This is a genomic window from Azohydromonas aeria, assembly GCF_009760915.1.
GTDB classification, from domain to species: Bacteria; Pseudomonadota; Gammaproteobacteria; order Burkholderiales; family Burkholderiaceae_C; genus Azohydromonas; species Azohydromonas aeria.
Map to the genome: position 1 here is coordinate 321,370 of NZ_VIDQ01000001.1, position 18,108 is coordinate 339,477.

The window sequence follows — 18,108 nt, forward strand, 5'->3', positions numbered from 1 at the left end:
CACTCCTGCGGCCGCATCGATGGCGGCCGCCTCTCTCAGCGCCGCCCGTGTCCTCCACGAGCGGCTGTCCGATGCACGAGAGTCGTGGAAGAAGCGTCGGTCAGGAATCGCCCGGGGCCGGCATCAAGCAGGTGCCTGGCACGGCAGCGGGGCTGCGTGCGGCACAACAGCAAAACAAGCACCGAAGACGCATCTCCACGGCCCGTCGCCACCGGCGACAGGCAGGCCGGCGGCGACCACGCCGGTATCCCGGGGTCGCTTGGCGGTCAGTTCGAGGGGAGAGGGCGACGACATGCGCACGGCAACTGGACGCGGGATGCAGGGCCCGTCAGGCCTTGCACCCTTTAAAACCTTGTTCGGTCCCTGCCACACGGCAGGGGGGCTTCTTCTACGGTGTCTCTTCCGCCGTGCTGGGGGGCTGCCGGGTCACTTGGGGACCGGGCCCGCCGCCGCAGCGACCGCGTTGCATCACCGGGTTTTTGCGCTTGCGCGCGGCCGGTGCATGCTGCAGTGCCGGTAAACTGTGAAAAATCAAGCACTTACAACACACATGGGCCGACGCATTATAGGCGCCAATTCCGCAGCCCCGCAGCCGGCTGTCAATCCCCCGAAGGTCGCAGCCGCCCCGAGCGTGCAGCGCCTCACGGTGGACGAGGGCTCGCAGGGCCAGCGCCTGGACAACTTCCTGTTGCGCGTGCTCAAGGGCGTGCCCAAGACGCACGTCTACCGCGTCATCCGCTCCGGCGAGGTGCGCGTCAACAAGGGCCGCGCCGGTGCCGACACGCGGCTGGAAATCGGCGACGAGGTGCGCGTGCCCCCGGTGCGGCTGCCCGCGCCCACGGCCGCGCCGCCGGTGCCCGCGCGCGAGTTCCCGCTGCTGTTCGAGGACGAGCACCTGCTCGTCATCGACAAGCCCGCCGGCGTGGCCGTGCACGGCGGCTCGGGCGTGAGCTTCGGCGTCATCGAGCAGCTGCGCCGCGCTCGGCCCGAAGCGAAATTCCTCGAACTGGTGCACCGCCTCGACAAGGAAACCTCCGGCCTGCTGCTCATCGCCAAGAAGCGAAGCGCGCTGACCGCGCTGCAGGACCAGTTCCGCGCCCGCGACACGGGCAAGACCTACGCCGCGCTGGTGACGGGCGCCTGGCCGGAGAAGCGCAAGGTCATCGACGTGGCGCTGCACAAGTACCTCGACGCCGCCGGCGAGCGCCGCGTGCGCGCCGTGGACGCCGACCATGCCGACGGCCGGCGTTCCATCTCGCTGGTGAGGATCGTCCAGCGTTTCGAGGCCTTCACGCTGCTGGACGTGACCATCAAGACCGGGCGCACGCACCAGATCCGCGTGCACCTGGCCAACGAGGGTTGCCCGATCGCCGGCGACGACAAGTACGGCGACTTCGCCCTGAACCGCGCCCTGGCGCGCGGCGAGCGGGTGCCGGGGCTGCGCTTCGAGCGCATGTTCCTGCACGCGCGGCGCCTGGCCTTCGACCACCCGGCCAGCGGGGAGCGCATCGAGCTGGAGGCGCCGCTGCCCGAGGACTGCGCTCGCCTGCTGGAACGGCTCTGAGATTCACATGGGCCGGCGCGAGCGTCCTGGCCCGATCCCTGCTGACACTTGCGTCATGACCACGAACCTGCCCCGCCGCTTCGACCTGATCGTCTTCGACTGGGACGGCACGCTCTTCGACTCCACCGCGCTGATCGTGCGCTGCATCCAGGACGCCTGCGCCGACCTGGGCGTGGCGGTGCCCTCCGACGAGGCCGCGGCCTACGTCATCGGCCTAGGGCTGCACGACGCGCTGCGCCACGCCGTGCCGGGCCTGCACCCGGAGCGCTATCCGGTGCTGGCGCAGCGCTACCGCTCGCATTACTTCGCACGCCAGCATGAGCTCAGCCTGTTCGAGGGCGCGCTGGAGATGCTGCAGGCGCTGAAAGGCCGCCACCACTGGCTGGCCGTGGCCACCGGCAAGGCCCGGCGCGGGCTGGACGAGGCACTGGCGCATTCGCAACTGGCGGGCCTGTTCGACGCCACCCGCACCGCCGACGAGACGGCCTCGAAGCCCGACCCGCGCATGCTGCTGGAGCTGATGCGCGAGTTCGGCGCGGAGGCCGAGCGCACGCTGATGATCGGCGACACCACGCACGACCTGCAGCTCGCCGCCAACGCCGGCACGCCCAGCCTGGCCGTGAGCTACGGCGCGCACGAGCCCGAGGCCTTCGCGGCGCACCGGCCGCTGGCGGTGCTGCATTCCGTGGCCGAGCTGCGGGGCTGGCTGATCGAGCATGCCTGACACGCCGCTGCCGCCTGCGCCAAGGCCGGTCCCGGACGCCGCCCCGCGCCGCCTGTGCGCCGGCGCCGACCTGGCTGAGAAGGGCAAGGCGGTCGTGTTCGACGTGCTGCTGTGGGGCCAGCGCGCCACGGCCTTCGCGCTGCGCTTCGACGGGGCGGTGGTGGCCTACGTGAACCGCTGCGTGCACGTGCCGGTGGAGATGGACTGGCAGCGCGGCGAGTTCCTGGACGCGGACCGCGAATGGATCCTCTGCTCCATCCACGGCGCGGCCTACGAGCCGGCCACGGGCCGCTGCGCCGGCGGGCCCTGCGGGCGCGGGCGGCTGCGGCCGGTGCGCGTCGAGGAAAGGAGCGAACAGGTGTATTGGTATCCTTGCGCCGACATCCGGCCGGTCGAGCCGGCTGAACCTTCCCCGAGAGAGCCCTCCCCATGAACGATGAAATCCGGCCCGGCGATGCGCCGGATGCGGCGCCTGTGCCCCGCCGCGACGCCGCGCCCACGCCGTCGCCGCGTCCGAGCTACGAAGCCGTGATGGAGCAGGTGGCGCGCGAGTTCGTGCGCGAACGCCGCAGCGAGCGGCGCTGGCGCATCTTCTTCCGGCTGGCCTGGCTGGGGCTGTTCCTGGCCATTGCCTGGGCGCTGCTGGCACAGCGCTCGCACGTCACCACGCCCAGCGGCCCGCACACGGCGCTGATCGAGGTGCGCGGCGAGATCGCCGTGGACTCCGAGGCCAATGCCGAGGACATGGTCGCGGCGCTGCGCACCGCGTTCCAGGACCAGGGGGCGAAGGCCGTGGTGCTGCGCATCAACAGCCCCGGCGGCTCGCCGGTGCAGGCCGGCATCGTCAACGACGAGATCCGCCGCCTCAAGGCGCTGCACAAGAAGCCGGTCTATGCCGTGGTGGAGGAGATGTGCGCGTCGGGCGCCTACTACATCGCCGTGGCCGCCGACGAGATCTACGTGGACAAGGCCAGCCTGGTGGGCTCCATCGGCGTGCTGATGGACGGCTTCGGCTTCACCGGGCTGATGGAGAAGCTGGGCGTGGAGCGCCGGCTGCTCACCGCGGGCGAGAACAAGGGCATGCTGGATCCGTTCTCGCCGCAGAACCCGCAGCAGCGCGCCTACGCGCAGGCCATGATCGACCAGATCCACCAGCAGTTCATCAGCGTCGTCAAGGAAGGCCGCGGCCAGCGCCTGAAGGAGACGCCGCAGACCTTCTCGGGCCTGTTCTGGAACGGCGAGGACGCCGTGGCGCAGGGCCTGGCCGACCACTTCGGCAACCTCGACATGGTCGCGCGCGAGGTAGTCAAGGCCGAGGAGGTCATCGACTACACGCCCAAGGAGAACGTGGCCGAGCGCCTGGCCAAGCGCTTCGGCGCGGCGGTCGGCGCCGGGGCGGTCAAGGCGCTGCAAGCGTCGGTGAACCTGCGCTGACAGCCCGCCCTAGAAAGGGAAATGCCCGCTTCGGCGGGCATTTTTCGTTGGGGCTCCGTTCAGGCCTTGAGCTTCTCGCTCAGCCGCCTCGAATTCCCCGGATCGCGGAACACCAGCGGCTGCTCGCGCACCGGCGTGCTCGCGCCGCTCTCGACGCGCTGCACCGCCTCCTGCACCAGGTGGTGGTGCGGGCTCTTGGCGCAGACCGGGTCGGCGGCCTGGGCGTCGTGGGTGAGCATGTAGGCCTGGCAGCGGCAGCCGCCCAGGTCCTGCTCCTTGTGCTCGCAGCTGGCGCAGGGCTCCTTCATCCAGCCGGTGCCGCGGTAGCGGTTGAAGCCCTCGGAGTCGTACCAGGCGGCGCGGATGGAGCTGTCGCGCACGTTCGGGAAGGTCAGCCCGGGCAGCATCTTGGCCGTGTGGCAGGGCAGCACGTCGCCGTCGGGCGTGACGGTGATGAACATGCTGCCCCAGCCGTTGACGCACTTCTTGGCCCGGCCCTCGTGGTAGTCGGGCGCGACGAAGAACAGCTTCATCCGGTCGCCGAGCTTGGCGCGCCAGGCGTCCGTCACGGCCTCGGCGCGCTGGAGCTGCTCGCGCGTGGGCAGCAGCTGCTCGCGGTTCAGGAAGGCCCAGGAGTAGTACTGCGTGTTGGCCAGCTCGACGTACTCCGCGCCCAGCTCGTCGGCCAGGGCGATGATCGGGTCGATGTGGTCGATGTTGAGGCGGTGCAGCACCACGTTCATCACCATCGGCCAGCCCTGTTCCTTGATCAGCGCGGCGACGCGGCGCTTGAGGTCGAAGGTCTTGGTGTGGGAGAGGAAGTCGTTGACTTCCCTGGTGGAGTCCTGGAACGAGAGCTGGACGTGGTCCAGGCCCGCATCCTTGAGCGCCTTGGCGCGCTGCGGCGTCAGGCCCACGCCGGAGGTCAGCAGGTTGGTGTAGTAGCCCAGGCGGTGCGCCTCGGCGACGAGCTCTTCGAGGTCGTCGCGCAGCAGCGGCTCGCCGCCGGAGAAGCCGCACTGCACGGCGCCGAGCTCGCGGCCCTCGCGCAGCACGCGCAGCCAGTCGGCGGTGGAAAGCTCCTGGTCGTGCCGGGCGAAGTCCACCGGGTTGTAGCAAAACACGCAGTGCAGCGGGCAGCGGTAGGTCACCTCGGCCAGCAGCCACAGCGGCGGGCCGGGGCGCGCCGCGGCCAGCGCGGCGCCGGTGGCGGGCAAGGGCGAGGCGGCGGACATCAGGCGGCCTCCCACTCCAGCCAGCGCTGCTTGCCGGCGATTTCCATGAAGGCGAGCACGTCGCCCTGCAGGCCCTGCGCATTGAAGGCTTGCTCCAGCTCGGCCACGATCTGCGCCACGCTGCGCGTGCCGTCACAGCGCTTCAATATCTCGCCGCCGCTCTGGTTGAGCTTGACCATGCCTTCCGGGTAGAGCAGCACGAAGCAGTTCTGCACCTCTTCCCACTGCAGCCTGAAACCGCGGCCGATGCGCGGCACGGCGTCCAGCGCCGGCGTGCCCGTCGTCATTCGTTGACTCCGTAGCGCAGCGCCATGGCGTCGTTCATGGCCCACAGGATGTCGAGCTTGAACTGCAGGATCTCCAGCGCCCGCTCCTGCAGCGCGCGGGTGTTGAAGTGGTCCAGCGTGATGGCCAGGCCCTGCTCGACGTCGCGCCGCGCCTGGCTGACGCGGTTGCGGAAGTAGCTCAGGCCTTCGGGCTCGATCCAGCCGTAGTGCTGCGGCCAGGTCGCCAGGCGCTGCTTGTGGATCTCCGGAGCGAACAGCTCGGTCAGCGACGAGCACACCGCCTCCTGCCACGGCGCCTTGCGCGCGAAATTGATGTAGGCATCGACCGAGAAGCGCAGCGCCGGGATGACGTGGCGCAGGTCCGTGACTTCCTCGCGCGTGAGGCCCACGGCCTCGGCCAGCCGCAGCCAGGCCTCGATGCCGCCCGGGTCCTGGATGCCGCCGATCTCGAACCCGTCGTGGTCCAGGATGCGCTGCACCCAGCCGCGGCGCACCTCGCGGTCCGGGCAGTTCGCCATCACGTTGGCGTCCTTCACCGGAATCGCGATCTGGTAGTAGTAGCGGTTCGCCACCCAGCCGCGCACCTGCTCCGGCGTGGCCTTGCCGGTGTTGAGCATCACGTTGAACGGGTGGTGGATGTGGTAGCTGCGCCCGCGCTCGCGCAACTTGGCTTCGAACTCCTCGCGGCTCCAGGCCGGGCGGCCGTCGAAGGGAGCGGGGGCTTGCAGCAGGATGTCGGCTCGCATGGTCGGGTGTGCGTCAGGTTTCAGAGGTCCAGGGTCATGCCGTCCTCGCACACGGCGATGCCGGCACGATCCAGCGCGGCGCGCTCCGGAGAGTCCGCGTCGAGGATGGGATTGGTGTTGTTGATGTGGATGAGCAGCCGGCGCGTCGAGGCGGGCAGTTTCCCGAGCCACTCGACCATGCCGCCGGGTCCGCTTTGCGCCAGGTGGCCGATGTCGTGCGCGGTCTTGCGGCTCAGGCCCAGGCGCTGCATCTCGTCGTTGGTCCAGAAGGTGCCGTCCACCATCACGGCGTCGGCCGCGTGCATGGCCTCGGCCACCCGCGGGTCGATTTCGCCCAGCCCCGGCGCGTAGAACAGCGTCCTGCCGCTGCGCGGGTCGGTCACGATCAGGCCGATGTTGTCGCCCGGCACCGGCGCGTCGCGGTGCGGCGAGTAGGGCGCGGCCTTGCTGGACAGGGCGATGGCGCGGAAGGTCAGCGGCGCCAGGCCCGGGATTTCAAAGACCGAGCCGTCGGGCTCGATGCGGTGCCGGTCCACGCCGCAGTAGTGCTGCAGCACGCGGAAGATCGGGTTGCCGGTGGAGAGGTCCTCGGCCACCGGGTCGGTGCACCACAGCGGCAGCGGGCTGCCGCGCTCGCGCAGCATGAACAGGCCGGTGGCATGGTCGATCTGCCCGTCCATCAGCAGCACGGCGGCGATGGCGGTGTCGCGGATGGCGCGGCCCGGCTGCAGCGCCGGGGTGGCCTTGATCTGCTGGAGGATGTCCGGCGAGGCGTTGAGCAGCAGCCCGTCGCCGCCCGCGTCGGGCTGGATGAAGATGGACGATTGCGTGCGCGCCTTGGCGCGCAGCGTGCCCGCGCGCAGCCCGGCGCAGTTGCGGCAGTTGCAGTTCCACTGCGGAAAGCCCCCGCCCGCGGCGGAGCCCAGGATCGTGATGCGCATGGCGTCCCGTGTCTCGTCTGGATTCTTCTTTTGTCTGGCCGGATGTGGGCGGGGCGGCACGGCTTGCACCGTGCCGCCCCGCTGATCCACTCAGTGGTTCAGGCGCTCGATCGATCGATCAGCGCGCCGCCACGTACATCGTGATCTCGAAGCCGAAGCGCAGATCGGTGGCGGCGGGGGTCGTCCATTGCATGTCAGGTCTCCTTTTTTCGGGTTGGTCGCGGCGCCGAAGGTGGCGTCCGCGGGAACAACGTTCCGGAGCCCATGGTGCGGCCGATGCCCGCGCCGCCACAGGCCCGCGCTCTGGATTCGCGCCTCATGAAAATCATGAATCTGCAAGCCGCCCTGAGGGGGGCTTGCGCGGTGGCTACCATCGCCCTCGTGTCCGAGCTTTATGAATTCCCCGCCGGCCCCGCGCCGCGCACCCATGCCCTGCCCGTGGGGCACGGCCACGTGCTGCACGTGGAGGAGTGGGGCCACCCCGACGGCCTGCCCGTGCTCCTCCTGCACGGCGGCCCGGGCTCGGGCTGCAGCCCGCTGCTGCGCCGCGGTTTCAACCTGCAGCAGTACCGGCTGATCTGCCCGGACCAGCGCGGCGCCGGGCGCAGCACGCCGCGCGGGGAGGTCGCCCACAACACCACGGCCAAGCTCGTGGACGACCTGTGGCTGCTGCGCCGGCGGCTCGGCATCGAGCGCTGGCTTGTGGTCGGCGGCTCCTGGGGCGCGACGCTGGCGCTGGCGCACGCGCTGGACCAGGCCGAGGCCGTGTCCGGGCTGCTGCTGCGCAACACGTTCCTGGCGCGCGAGGCGGACATCGAGGACTTCTTCGACGGCGCCCCCGAGCCGCTGGTGCCCGACTGGCGCACGCTGCCCGACCTGGACGCGGCCGACGCGGCGCAGGCCCGGGCGCTGGCGCTGCTGTGGTGGGGCTGGGAGCGCCGCCGCTGCGGCCAGGACGACGCCGCGCCGCCGCCCGAAGGCGAGGCGCTGGACGCGCTGCTGGACCGCTACCGGGTGCAGGCGCACTACCTGCGCAACGGCTGCTGGCTGCAGTCGCCGCCGCTGCTGGAGCGCTGCGCGGCGCTGCCGCGGGTGCCGATTCACCTGCTGCACGGCGCCGAGGACCGGGTCTGCCCGCCCGAAGGCAGCGTGGCGCTGCGCGAGGCCGTGCCCTGGGCCACCCTGGACATGCTGCCCGGTGTCGGCCACGACCCGGCGCACCCGCTGCTGCAGGACGCCCTGGCGCGCGCGCTGGACGCCTTCGCGGCGCGGGGCGATTTCGGGGCGGCTGAATGAGCGTGCTGGAGCCGCCGGTGGCCATGCCCGACGACCCCCCCGCGCCGCCCGCGTCCGCCCCGGCGCCCACGCGCCCCGGCCTGACGCTGCGCGCCCAGGTCAACGGGCTGGTCGGGCTGCTGACCGTGCTGTTCGTGGCCTGGCTGCTGGTGCTCAAGCTGGGCAACCTGCGCGACTCGGTGAAGGAGGAGGTCGTGGCCGCCAACCGCGTCGCCACGCAGCTGCTCAACCGCACCGCCTGGCTGGCGGCCTCGCAGGGCTCGCCGGGCATGGTCGGCTTCCTCAACGGGCTTGGGCGCATCCGCTCCAACGAGGTGACCTTCACCGACCCGCAGGGCCAGGTGCTCTACACCTCGCCGCCCTCGGCCTACAAGGCCGGGCGCGACGCGCCGGACTGGTTCGAGCGCGCCATCGCGCCGGTACCGCTGGTGCAGGCCTACGAATTCCCGGGCGGGCGGCTGGAGGTGCGCTCCAACGCCTCGCGCGCCGTGCTCGACGCCTGGGACGAGCTGCTGCGCTTCGCCACCGTGGCGCTGGCGCTGCTGGTGCTGCTCAATGCGCTGGTGTTCTGGCTGGTCGGGCGCGCGGTGCGGCCCTTCAAGCGCATCGAGCAGGCGCTGGGCGAGCTGGAATCGGGCCGCTTCGACGCGCGGCTGCCGCCGCTGCGCGGGCGCGAGGCGGCGGCCATCGGCCGCGCCTTCAACCGCATGGTGGGGCAGCTGCGCGCGCACATCGACACCGAGAAGCGCGCCGTGCTGGCCGAGCGCCGCCTGGGCGACAGCCGCGAGCTCGCGCGCTGGCTGGACCACCACATCGAGCAGGAGCGGCGCAGCATCGCGCGCGAGCTGCACGACGAGCTGGGCCAGTCCGTGACCGCCATCCGCTCCCTGGCGCTGGCGGTGGCGCGCCGGGTGCAGGACGCCGAGTCGCGCCAGGCGGCGCAGATCATTGCCGACGAGTCCTCGCGCCTGTACGACGCCATGCACGGGCTGATCCCGCGCCTGGCGCCGCTGGTGCTCGACAGCATGGGCCTGAGCGCGGCGCTGCAGGACCTGGTCGAGCGCACGCGCCGCGCGCACCCGGCGCTGCAGCTCTCGCTGCAGCTGCCGGCCGAGCTCGCGCCGCTGGCGCCCGAAGCCGCGCTGGCGCTGTACCGCGCCGCGCAGGAAGGCTTGACCAACGCGCTGCGCCACGGCGCGGCCACGCGCATCGAGCTGCGGCTGTGGCAGGAGGAGGGGGCCGGCGAAGTGCACCTGCGCCTGCGCGACGACGGCCGCGGCCTGCCCGCGCAGTGGCAGGAGCGCCCGGGACACCACGGTTTGCGCTGGCTGGAGGAGCGCGTGGGCAGCCTGGGCGGACGGCTGTCCGTGCAGCCCGCCGCGCCGCAGGGGGTGGAATTGCAGGTGGCGCTGCCGCTGGGGGCGGGATCCGCCGCCAATGAACACAAGGAGTCGCCGTGACGCGCGCGCTGCTGGTGGACGACCACGCGCTGGTGCGCATGGGTTTCCGGATGCTGCTGGCCGATGCCGGCATCGAGGTCGTGGGCGAGGCCGGCGACGGCGAGCAGGCCGTGCAGCTCTACGCCTCGCTGCGCCCGGACGTGGTGCTGATGGACCTGTCCATGCCGGGCATGGGCGGGCTGGAGGCGGTGCGCCGGCTGGTGGCGCAGGATGCGCGCGCGCGCATCCTGGTGCTGTCGGCGCACGAGGACACCGCCCACCCGCAGCGCGTGCTGCGCGCCGGCGCGCTGGGCTACCTGGCCAAGCGCTCCGCGCCCGACGAGCTCGTCGCCGCCGTGCGCGCGGTGGCCGAAGGGCGCCGCCACGTGGACGCGCGCACCGCGCAGGCGCTGGCGCTGGCGCAGCTCGAAGGCGATGCCAACCCGGTGGACCTGCTGTCCGAGCGCGAGTTCGCCGTCTTCATCCAGCTCGCGCGCGGGCGCAGCGTGGCGCAGATCGCGGCGGACCTGAAGCTTTCGCCCAGCACCGTGGGCACGCACCTCTACCACGTCAAGCAGAAGCTCGGCGCCAGCAACCAGTCCGAGCTCACGCTGGTGGCGCTGCGCTGGGGGCTGCTGCAGGCCTGAACGGGCCGCGCCGGCCCCGGGACGGGCCCGGGCCCGGGCCATGCGAATGCATCGCATCCAGAGCGTGATGCAAGGGACAAAGGCCCGGCCGGCGCCGCGGCGGCCAAAATCCGAGTTCTCCGCTCAACAACAACCCCCCAAGGAGTGCTCATGAAGGGTGATCCCCAAGTCATCGACTTTCTCAACGCCCAGCTCAAGAACGAGCTCACGGCGATCAACCAGTACTTCCTGCACTACCGGATGCTCAAGCACTGGGGCTTCGGGCGCTGGGCCAAGCACGAGTACGACGAGTCCATCGAGGAGATGAAGCACGCGGACAAGATCATCGACCGCATCCTCATGCTCGAAGGCCTGCCCAACCTGCAGGACCTGGGCAAGCTGCTCATCGGCGAGAACGCCATCGAGACGCTGAGCTGCGACCTCAAGCTGGAAATCGGCTCGGCCGTGGTGCTGCGCGACGCCATCCAGCACTGCGAGTCGGTGCGCGACTACGTCACGCGCGACCTGCTCACCGACATCCTGGAGGACACCGAGGAGCACATCGAGTACCTCGAAACCCAGATCGACCTCGTGGGCCAGGTCGGCGAGCAGAACTACCTGCAGTCGCAGATGGACCACAGCGGCAGCTGACGGCCGGGCGCTGCCTTCGGGCGGCGGCGCGGCGCCGCAGCACTCCGCGCCGTGCCGCCGTCCCGTCCCGGTGCGAGCCGGCACAGCCCCGTTGCTGCGACGCACCAAGCCCCTGCGTTTCAGACGGAATACTTGCTGAGAAGCATTCTCATTTGCCATACTGGCGTCACTTCATCAGTGAGTGCCGCCATGATCGTCTGCCTGTGCCATCGAATCAGCGACCGCGACATCCGCGAGGCCGTGCGCACGGGCACCCGTGACTTCGAGGAACTGCAGGACGACACCTGCATCGCCCGCAACTGCGGCTGCTGCCACGACTGCGCGGTGGAGGTGTTCGACACGGCGCTGGCCAGCCACGCCAACCTCACCAGCATCGCCGCCGTGACTGGCGGCAAGCCCGCCGCCCCGGCGCCGGCCGCACCGCGCCGCACGGTGTACTCGCTGGTGCCGGTGTGACGGCTTGAAGTGATGAAGTCGCGGGCCGTGGTGGCCCGCGTGGTCTGAAGGATGCAGATGCCCGCCCATGGCGGGCATCGTCGTTTCCGGGCCGGTTGCAGCCGTCAGCCGACGGCTTTACTGCTTCGCCGGAATCCGCAGCACCTGGCCCGGGTAGATCTTGTTCGGGTCCGAGAGCATCGGCTTGTTGGCCTCGAAGATGCGCTGGTACTCGTTAGGGCTGCCGTAGAACTTGGCCGAGATCTTCGAGAGCGTGTCGCCCGAGGCCACGGTGTGGAACTGCGCCGGCGCTTCGGCGGCCTGGGCCACCGTCATCTGGTCGGTCACGCCGGCCACGCCCTGCACGTTGCCGGCGGCCAGCAGCACCTTTTCCTTGGTGGCTTGGTCCGGGGCCTGGCCGGCGACGGTGGCGGTCGAGGTGGCGCCGTCAAAGGTGATCTGCAGCCCCTGCACTTGCAATCCGAGCTGCTGCACGTAGCGCTCGATGGCGTCGCCGGCTTCCTGGTTCAGCTTGGCCACGTCGGCCTGCGTCGGCGCCGCGGCCGGCGCGGCGGCGGCACCGGCGGCCGGCTTGTCGGCCCCGCCACGGTGGAACAGCTTCTCGCCGGCTTCCTTCACGAAGTTCAACAGACCCATGGGTGCTCCTTGCTTGAATCGGGAAGCACCCCAGGGCAGGCGGCGTGCCCCCGGGGCGGGAGCGTTGGGGACGGATACGCCTGTGACGCGGGCGTTCAGCCCTGGCGCAGCATTCCGCGCGTCTCGATGAACTCGACCACGTCCTGCAGCCCCTGCTTCGTGCGCAGGTTGGTCATGACGTAGGGCCGGCTCGGCCGCATGCGCTTCGTGTCGGCCTCCATCACCGCCAAGTCGGCGCCGACGTGCGGCGCCAGGTCGGTCTTGTTGATGACGAACAGGTCGCTCTTGGTGATGCCGGGGCCGCCCTTGCGCGGGATCTTCTCGCCCGCGGCCACGTCGATGACGTAGATGGTGAGATCGGACAGCTCGGGGCTGAAGGTGGCGGCGAGGTTGTCGCCGCCGGACTCGATGAACACCACGTCCGCGTCCGGAAACTTCTCCAGCATCCGGTCCACCGCTTCGAGGTTGATGGAGGCGTCCTCGCGGATCGCCGTGTGCGGGCAGCCGCCCGTCTCCACGCCCATGATGCGTTCCGGTTCCAGCGCGCCGGCCACCGTCAGCAGCCGCTGGTCTTCCTTGGTGTAGATGTCGTTGGTGACCACCACCAGGTCCCAGCGCTCGCGCATGGTTTTACACAGCATCTCCACCAGGGTGGTCTTGCCGGAGCCCACGGGCCCACCGACGCCGACGCGCAGCGGCGGCAGTTTCTTGGTGCGGTTCGGGATCGAGTGCAGCTTGGTCATGTGACTTGTTCTTGCTTGATTCAGGAACGGAACAGGCGGGAGTACTGGGTCTCGTGCCGGGCGGAGAGGATGGCCAGCATCGGCGTGAAGGCCTGGCGCGCGCCATCGTCGAGGCTGAGCGCGTGCGCCACCGCGGCGGGAATGTCGGCCGACAGGCCGGCCAGGATGCGCTGCCCCGCGCTCTGGCCCAGCGGCACGGCCTTCAAGGCGGCCTGCACCAGGTTCTCGGCCCAGCCGAAGGCGTGCGCCGTGAGCACCGCCTCCGGCGCGGCGCCGCCGCGCGCCGCGCCCAGCGCCCAGGCCACGGGCCAGGTCGGCGGTTTCAGACTGCCCAGCAGTGCCAGGCGCGCGTCGTCACCCGCACCGGGCTGGTTGCGCAGCCACTCCAGCATGGAGCGGCCCATCTGCTCGGCCTGCTGGCGCAGCTCGCTGCTCTCGCGCGTGAGCAGCACCCAGTCGTTGAGGGCGCGGATGCGGCCTTCGTCGCCGTCGCGCCAGGCCGCATGCGCGGCGGCGACGACGGCGAGATCCGCGCGCGCCAGCGACAGCGCGAGCTGGTCGCGCAGCCAGGCGCCGGCGCTACCTTCGTCGGTGACCCGGCCGCTATCGACCGCCGCCTCCAGCGCCTCGGAATAGCTGAAGCCCCCCACCGGCAGCGCCGGCGAAGCCAGCCACAGCAGGTCGAGCAGCGCTTGCGGTGCCATCAGTGCTCGTGCCCGTGGTCGTGCCCGCAGCCGGGGCCGTGCACGTGCGGCACCGGCGCGGCCGCCACGGGAATGCCCAGCGGCTTGCCGCGCGCGGGCGCGGGCGCCGGCGCCGGGGCGTGCTCGTGCGCGTGACCGTGCCCGTGGTCATGGCCGCAGCCCGGGCCGTGCACATGGCCGTGGTCGTGCGCGTGGCCATGCGCGTGATCGTGGCCGTGGTCGTGTCCGCAGCCGGGGCCGTGGACGTGGCCGGATTCCTGGGCCTGTTCGTGGTCATGCCCATGCCCATGGCCGCCCGCGGCATAGGCGCCGGACTCGGGCTCGAAGGCGGCCTGCGCCTCGGCCACCTGCAGGCCCATCTGGCGCAGCATCTGCGCCAGCACGTGGTCGGGCTCCAGCTTGAGGTGGTCGGGCTGCAGCTCCAGCTGCACGTGGCGGTTGCCCAGGTGGTAGGCGGCGCGCAGCAGCGCGAAGGGTTCAATGGCGCGCACTTCCAGCACCGGCTGCGGCGCGGCCTGCACCAGCACCAGCGAGCCGTCCTCGGCCACGAGCACGTCGCCGCCGCGCACCACGCTGCCGCGCGGCAGGAACACGCCCAGGGAGCGGCCCTGGCTGTCGGTGGCTTCGAAGCGGCTCTTCTGGCGCGTGTCCCAGTCGAGTTCGAGGGTGGCGGCGCGGCGGCGCAGCGCGGGCGCCAGCGATTGCCCACGGGGCAGGAGTTTGTTGACGGTCAGCATGGGGCGGCAGTATGCGGAATGACCGACCGGACGGCCGGTCGGGCGGGATTTCAAAAGGAGTGACAGGGCCCTGGATCAGCCGCGCGGCCGCTCCGACAGCGCCGTGAGCAGCCCCAGCGCAATGAAGGACGACCCCGCCGCACGCCGGCCCCAGCGCGCCTGCGCAACGCCGCGCCGCAGCCGCGGCGCCAGCACGCTGGCGCCCAGCACGTAGAGCAGGTCGGTGCTGGCGGCCACGGCCACGAACAGCGCGCCCAGCAGCAGGCTCTGCGCCAGCAGCGGGCCCTGCGGGTTCATGAACTGCGGCAGGAAGGCGGCGAAGAAGAGGGCGGTCTTGGGGTTCAGCAGCGCGACCACGAAGCCGTCGGCGAACACGCGCCGGTGGCTCTGCTCGCGCAGCCGCGGCGCGTCCGCCGGCGCATCGCCCTGGCGCCACAGCCGCACGCCGAGGTAGATCAGGTAGGCGGCACCCAGCCACTTCACGACGGTGAAGGCCAGCGACGACACCGCGAACAGCGCCGCCAGCCCCAGCGCCGCGCCCGCGGCGTTGCCCAGGTTTCCGAGCGCCACGCCCGCCACCGAGGCCAGCCCGCTGGCGCGCCCCTGCGCCAGCGTGCGCGTGAGGATGTAGACCACGGCCGGCCCCGGCGTCAGCGCCAGCACCAGGCTGGCGCCGAGGAAGGCGATGAGCAGCGGGGTGGAGGGGAGCAGGGTGTCCATGGGCATTCTTCAAGCGAGGTGACGGAGCCCTCAGACGCGACCCTGCCAATAGCCCGGCTTGCGGCGTTGATGAGCCACGGCGTAGATCTGCGGACCCCGCTCGGTGTCTTCCTCGTAAATCAACGTGTAGGGGAAGCGGTCGAAATGAAAAACTTGAAGGCCGAAGTTCCCATGCTGACCCAGTTGCTGGTTCTCGATCAGCAGACCCAGGACCCGCTCGTACTCCTGCAGGAAGGCCTCGGCAATGGCCCGGCTGGCGTGCCTGGCGTAGTACACGGAGGCGTCGCCCAGCTCAGCCTCGGCATCCGGATGGAGCCAGTGGCTCATCCCAGCCGGGCTCGAATCCGTGCCAGCGCCTCGTCTCCAGGCACCATGGCCACTTTCCCGGCGCGAACCTCCTCGCGCCGCTGCTGCGCCAGCCGCAGCCAGGTCTCCTGGCTTTCAGGCGCCTCGCCTTGCGGCTCGAAGCTCGCAAGCAGTACCTCCAGCAGCCGAGCCCGTTCCTCAGCCGGCAGACCGAGCACCTGTGCTTGCAGCTCTTGAACGGGAACGGTCATGGGGAACTCCAGCAAGGCAAATGGTGCTGACAGGATCTCAGAACAGGAAATACCGCTGCGCCATCGGCAGCACCTTCGCCGGCTCGCAGGTCAGCAGCTGGCCGTCGGCGCGCACCTCGTAGGTCTGGGCGTCGATCTCCATGTGCGGCGTGTAGGCGTTGCGCACCATGTCGGCCTTCTTCACCGTGCGGCAGCCGCGCACCGCCGAGAGCGTCTTGCGCAGGTTCAGCCGCTCCAGCGAGCCCATCGCCAGCGCCGCCTGCGACACGAAGCTCAGCGACCCCGCAGACAGCGCCCCGCCATAGGCGCCGAACATCGGCCGGTAGTGCACCGGCTGCGGCGTCGGGATCGAGGCGTTCGGGTCGCCCATCGCCGCCGCGGCGATGAAGCCGCCCTTGAGCACCAGCGACGGCTTCACGCCGAAAAAGGCCGGCTTCCAGATCACGAGGTCGGCCCACTTGCCCACCTCGATCGAGCCCACCTCGTGCGACACGCCCTGCGCCAGCGCCGGGTTGATCGTGTACTTGGCGACGTAGCGCTTCACCCGCTCGTTGTCGTTGCGCGCGGAATCACCCTCCAGCGGCCCGCGCTGCACCTTCATCTTGTGCGCCGTCTGCCAGCAGCGAATGATCACCTCGCCTACGCGGCCCATGGCCTGCGAGTCGGAGCTGAAGATGCTGATGGCGCCCAGGTCGTGCAGGATGTCCTCGGCCGCGATGGTCTCGCGCCGGATGCGGCTCTCGGCAAAGGCCAGGTCCTCGGCGATGGACGCATCCAGGTGGTGGCACACCATCAGCATGTCCAGGTGCTCGTCGAGCGTGTTGACCGTGTACGGCCGCGTCGGGTTCGTGGAGGAGGGCAGCACGTTGGCCTCGCCCACCACGCGCATGATGTCCGGCGCATGCCCGCCCCCGGCGCCCTCGGTGTGGAAGCTGTGGATGGTGCGGCCCTTGAAGGCGGCGATCGTGTCCTCGACGAAGCCCGACTCGTTGAGCGTGTCGGTGTGGATCGCCACCTGCGTGTCGGTTTCCTCCGCAACGCTGAGGCAGCAGTCGATGGCCGCCGGCGTGGTGCCCCAGTCCTCGTGCAGCTTCAGACCCAGCGCGCCGGCCTCGATCTGCTGGCGCAACCCTTCGGGCCGGCTGGCGTTGCCCTTGCCCAGGAAGCCGATGTTCATCGGGAAGGCCTCGGCCGCCTGCAGCATGCGCGCGATGTTCTCCGGCCCGGGCGTGCAGGTGGTGGCGAAGGTGCCGGTGGCCGGGCCGGTGCCGCCGCCGATCATGGTGGTCACGCCCGAGTTCAGCGCCTCCTCGATCTGCTGCGGGCAGATCCAGTGGATGTGCGTGTCGATGCCGCCGGCGGTGACGATCATCCCCTCGGCCGCGATGATCTCGGTGCCCGGGCCGATGACGATGTCCACGCCCGGCTGCACGTCCGGGTTGCCGGCCTTGCCGATGGCCGCGATGCGGCTGCCGCGCAGCCCGATGTCGGCCTTGACGATGCCCCAGTGGTCCACGATCAGCGCGTTCGTGATCACGCAGTCCACGGCCTCGGCCGGGCCCGGGCCGTTGGGCCGCTGCCCTTGTCCCATGCCGTCGCGCACCGTTTTCCCGCCGCCGAACTTGACTTCCTCACCGTAGCCGCCGGCGGACAAAGTCAAATCCTTCTCGACCTCGATCAGCAGCTCGGTGTCAGCCAGCCGCAGCCGGTCGCCCACGGTGGGGCCGAGCATTTCGGCGTAGGCACGCCTGGAGATTCTTGCCATGGGTGTGTCAGAGCTTTCCTTGAACGAGGCCCCGGAAGCCCCAGACCTCGCGCGCGCCGGCGTAATCGACCAGCTCGACCGTGCGCTGCTGGCCCGGCTCGAAGCGCACCGCCGTGCCCGAAGGGATGTTCAGCCGCATGCCGCGCGCGGCCTCGCGGTCGAAGCGCAAGGCGCCGTTGGTTTCGGCGAAGTGGTAGTGGGAGCCGACCTGGATCGGGCGGTCGCCCGCGTTCTCCACCACGAGCTGCAGCGTGCGCCGCCCGGGGTTGAGCTCCAGCTCGGCGCCGTCGTCGGTGAGCAGCTCGCCGGGGATCATGCTCATTTGCGCCGCGTGCTCCACAGCGCCGCGGCCACCACCGCGGCCAGCACGACGTAGCCGAAGGTGTCGCCGGCATGCCAGTGCGAGACGCCGGGCAGGCCGTGGCCTTCATGCGCCTGCGCCAGGCCGGCGGCGCCGCCCAGCGCGGCGGCAAAAATAGCCTTCAGGGAATGCTTCATGGTTGTGCGTTTTTGGGTTGTTGTTGCACCGATGTGGTGCCTGCTCAGGCAATGGGTTGGTGCACGGTGACCAGCTTGGTGCCATCGGGGAAGGTGGCCTCGATCTGGATCTCCGGGATCATCTCGGCCACGCCCTCCATCACGTCGTCGCGGCTGAGGATGGTTTTTCCTTCGCCCATGAGCTGCGCCACGGACTTGCCGTCGCGGGCGCCCTCCATGATGGCGGCGCTCAGCAGCGCCACGGCCTCGGGGTAGTTGAGCTTCAGGCCGCGCGCGCGGCGGCGCTCGGCCAGCAGCGCGGCGGTGAAGATCAGCAGCTTGTCTTTCTCGCGGGGCGTGAGTTCCATGG

25 protein-coding genes are annotated in these 18,108 nt (G+C 70.8%); 9 read left to right on the forward strand and 16 right to left on the reverse strand.

The window, feature by feature from the left end:
- The first annotated feature begins 631 nt into the window (after nt 1–631).
- From FJ694_RS01570 to FJ694_RS01585, 4 genes are read left to right on the forward strand one after another with little or no spacing between them, the layout of a single operon-like run.
- Nucleotides 632–1,564, forward strand: coding sequence for an RluA family pseudouridine synthase (locus FJ694_RS01570; protein WP_232539841.1), 933 nt, complete (start codon nt 632–634; stop codon nt 1,562–1,564).
- Between the two features lie 55 nt (nt 1,565–1,619).
- Complete coding sequence (locus FJ694_RS01575; RefSeq protein WP_157263725.1) at nt 1,620–2,288, forward strand: HAD family hydrolase; 669 nt, start codon at nt 1,620–1,622, stop codon at nt 2,286–2,288.
- Nucleotides 2,281–2,721 (forward strand): Rieske (2Fe-2S) protein, encoded by a 441-nt coding sequence (locus FJ694_RS01580; RefSeq protein WP_157263727.1) that lies wholly within the window; start codon nt 2,281–2,283, stop codon nt 2,719–2,721. Before FJ694_RS01575 ends, FJ694_RS01580 begins: the two co-directional genes overlap by 8 nt.
- On the forward strand, nt 2,718–3,722 hold the full coding sequence (locus tag FJ694_RS01585; protein ID WP_157263729.1) for a S49 family peptidase: 1,005 nt from the start codon (nt 2,718–2,720) through the stop codon (nt 3,720–3,722). Before FJ694_RS01580 ends, FJ694_RS01585 begins: the two co-directional genes overlap by 4 nt.
- A 59-nt stretch (nt 3,723–3,781) precedes the next feature.
- On the opposite strand, the gene pqqE is transcribed toward FJ694_RS01585, so the two are convergent.
- The 5 genes from pqqE to pqqA form a co-directional block, all read right to left on the reverse strand.
- On the reverse strand, nt 3,782–4,957 hold the full coding sequence (gene pqqE / locus FJ694_RS01590; protein ID WP_157263731.1) for a pyrroloquinoline quinone biosynthesis protein PqqE: 1,176 nt from the start codon (nt 4,955–4,957) through the stop codon (nt 3,782–3,784).
- On the reverse strand, nt 4,957–5,244 hold the full coding sequence (gene pqqD / locus FJ694_RS01595; protein ID WP_157263733.1) for a pyrroloquinoline quinone biosynthesis peptide chaperone PqqD: 288 nt from the start codon (nt 5,242–5,244) through the stop codon (nt 4,957–4,959). Before pqqD ends, pqqE begins: the two co-directional genes overlap by 1 nt.
- Nucleotides 5,241–5,990: a pyrroloquinoline-quinone synthase PqqC gene (gene pqqC / locus FJ694_RS01600; RefSeq protein ID WP_157263735.1), complete on the reverse strand. Its 750-nt coding sequence runs from the start codon at nt 5,988–5,990 to the stop codon at nt 5,241–5,243. The genes pqqD and pqqC overlap by 4 nt, the downstream gene beginning before the upstream one ends.
- A 20-nt stretch (nt 5,991–6,010) precedes the next feature.
- Nucleotides 6,011–6,931: a pyrroloquinoline quinone biosynthesis protein PqqB gene (pqqB, locus tag FJ694_RS01605; protein ID WP_157263737.1), complete on the reverse strand. Its 921-nt coding sequence runs from the start codon at nt 6,929–6,931 to the stop codon at nt 6,011–6,013.
- Between the two features lie 118 nt (nt 6,932–7,049).
- Nucleotides 7,050–7,124: a pyrroloquinoline quinone precursor peptide PqqA gene (gene pqqA / locus FJ694_RS01610; protein WP_144290218.1), complete on the reverse strand. Its 75-nt coding sequence runs from the start codon at nt 7,122–7,124 to the stop codon at nt 7,050–7,052.
- Between the two features lie 170 nt (nt 7,125–7,294).
- On the opposite strand from pqqA, the gene FJ694_RS01615 reads away from it, so the two are divergent.
- From FJ694_RS01615 to FJ694_RS01635, 5 genes are all read left to right on the forward strand, one after another.
- Nucleotides 7,295–8,227, forward strand: a complete 933-nt coding sequence (locus tag FJ694_RS01615; RefSeq protein WP_232539842.1) for an alpha/beta fold hydrolase — start codon at nt 7,295–7,297, stop codon at nt 8,225–8,227.
- A gap of 23 nt (nt 8,228–8,250) precedes the next feature.
- Nucleotides 8,251–9,687 carry a HAMP domain-containing protein gene (locus FJ694_RS01620; protein WP_232539843.1) on the forward strand — a complete coding sequence of 479 codons (1,437 nt, stop codon included), beginning with the start codon at nt 8,251–8,253 and terminating at the stop codon, nt 9,685–9,687.
- Nucleotides 9,684–10,313: a response regulator gene (locus FJ694_RS01625; protein ID WP_157263739.1), complete on the forward strand. Its 630-nt coding sequence runs from the start codon at nt 9,684–9,686 to the stop codon at nt 10,311–10,313. Before FJ694_RS01620 ends, FJ694_RS01625 begins: the two co-directional genes overlap by 4 nt.
- Before the next feature lie 150 nt (nt 10,314–10,463).
- Complete coding sequence (bfr, locus tag FJ694_RS01630) at nt 10,464–10,943, forward strand: bacterioferritin (RefSeq protein WP_157263741.1); 480 nt, start codon at nt 10,464–10,466, stop codon at nt 10,941–10,943.
- Between the two features lie 189 nt (nt 10,944–11,132).
- The gene (locus FJ694_RS01635; protein ID WP_157263743.1) at nt 11,133–11,399 is read left to right on the forward strand and encodes a (2Fe-2S)-binding protein; all 267 of its coding nucleotides are present in this window, start codon (nt 11,133–11,135) and stop codon (nt 11,397–11,399) included.
- A gap of 117 nt (nt 11,400–11,516) precedes the next feature.
- On the opposite strand, the gene lysM is transcribed toward FJ694_RS01635, so the two are convergent.
- From lysM to ureA, 11 genes are all read right to left on the reverse strand, one after another.
- On the reverse strand, nt 11,517–12,035 hold the full coding sequence (gene lysM / locus FJ694_RS01640) for a peptidoglycan-binding protein LysM (RefSeq protein WP_157263745.1): 519 nt from the start codon (nt 12,033–12,035) through the stop codon (nt 11,517–11,519).
- A 95-nt stretch (nt 12,036–12,130) separates the two neighbouring features.
- A complete protein-coding gene (ureG, locus tag FJ694_RS01645; RefSeq protein ID WP_157263747.1) occupies nt 12,131–12,778 on the reverse strand; it encodes an urease accessory protein UreG in 648 nt (215 codons plus the stop codon).
- Between the two features lie 20 nt (nt 12,779–12,798).
- Complete coding sequence (locus tag FJ694_RS01650) at nt 12,799–13,482, reverse strand: urease accessory protein UreF (RefSeq protein WP_157263749.1); 684 nt, start codon at nt 13,480–13,482, stop codon at nt 12,799–12,801.
- The gene (gene ureE / locus FJ694_RS01655; RefSeq protein WP_157263751.1) at nt 13,482–14,219 is read right to left on the reverse strand and encodes an urease accessory protein UreE; all 738 of its coding nucleotides are present in this window, start codon (nt 14,217–14,219) and stop codon (nt 13,482–13,484) included. Before ureE ends, FJ694_RS01650 begins: the two co-directional genes overlap by 1 nt.
- Nucleotides 14,220–14,294: 75 nt before the next feature.
- Nucleotides 14,295–14,939: a LysE family translocator gene (locus FJ694_RS01660; protein WP_157263753.1), complete on the reverse strand. Its 645-nt coding sequence runs from the start codon at nt 14,937–14,939 to the stop codon at nt 14,295–14,297.
- Nucleotides 14,940–14,969: 30 nt separating this feature from the next.
- On the reverse strand, nt 14,970–15,266 hold the full coding sequence (locus tag FJ694_RS01665; RefSeq protein ID WP_157263755.1) for a type II toxin-antitoxin system RelE/ParE family toxin: 297 nt from the start codon (nt 15,264–15,266) through the stop codon (nt 14,970–14,972).
- A complete protein-coding gene (locus FJ694_RS01670) occupies nt 15,263–15,496 on the reverse strand; it encodes an addiction module protein (protein WP_157263757.1) in 234 nt (77 codons plus the stop codon). Before FJ694_RS01670 ends, FJ694_RS01665 begins: the two co-directional genes overlap by 4 nt.
- Before the next feature lie 37 nt (nt 15,497–15,533).
- Nucleotides 15,534–17,261 (reverse strand): urease subunit alpha, encoded by a 1,728-nt coding sequence (gene ureC, locus FJ694_RS01675; RefSeq protein WP_157263759.1) that lies wholly within the window; start codon nt 17,259–17,261, stop codon nt 15,534–15,536.
- Nucleotides 17,262–17,268: 7 nt separating this feature from the next.
- Nucleotides 17,269–17,577: an urease subunit beta gene (locus tag FJ694_RS01680; RefSeq protein WP_157263861.1), complete on the reverse strand. Its 309-nt coding sequence runs from the start codon at nt 17,575–17,577 to the stop codon at nt 17,269–17,271.
- Nucleotides 17,578–17,579: 2 nt separating this feature from the next.
- The gene (locus tag FJ694_RS01685; RefSeq protein ID WP_157263761.1) at nt 17,580–17,759 is read right to left on the reverse strand and encodes a hypothetical protein; all 180 of its coding nucleotides are present in this window, start codon (nt 17,757–17,759) and stop codon (nt 17,580–17,582) included.
- Nucleotides 17,760–17,803: 44 nt separating this feature from the next.
- Entirely contained in the window at nt 17,804–18,106 is a 303-nt protein-coding gene (gene ureA / locus FJ694_RS01690; protein ID WP_157263763.1) for an urease subunit gamma, read from the reverse strand.
- Nucleotides 18,107–18,108 lie beyond the last annotated feature (2 nt).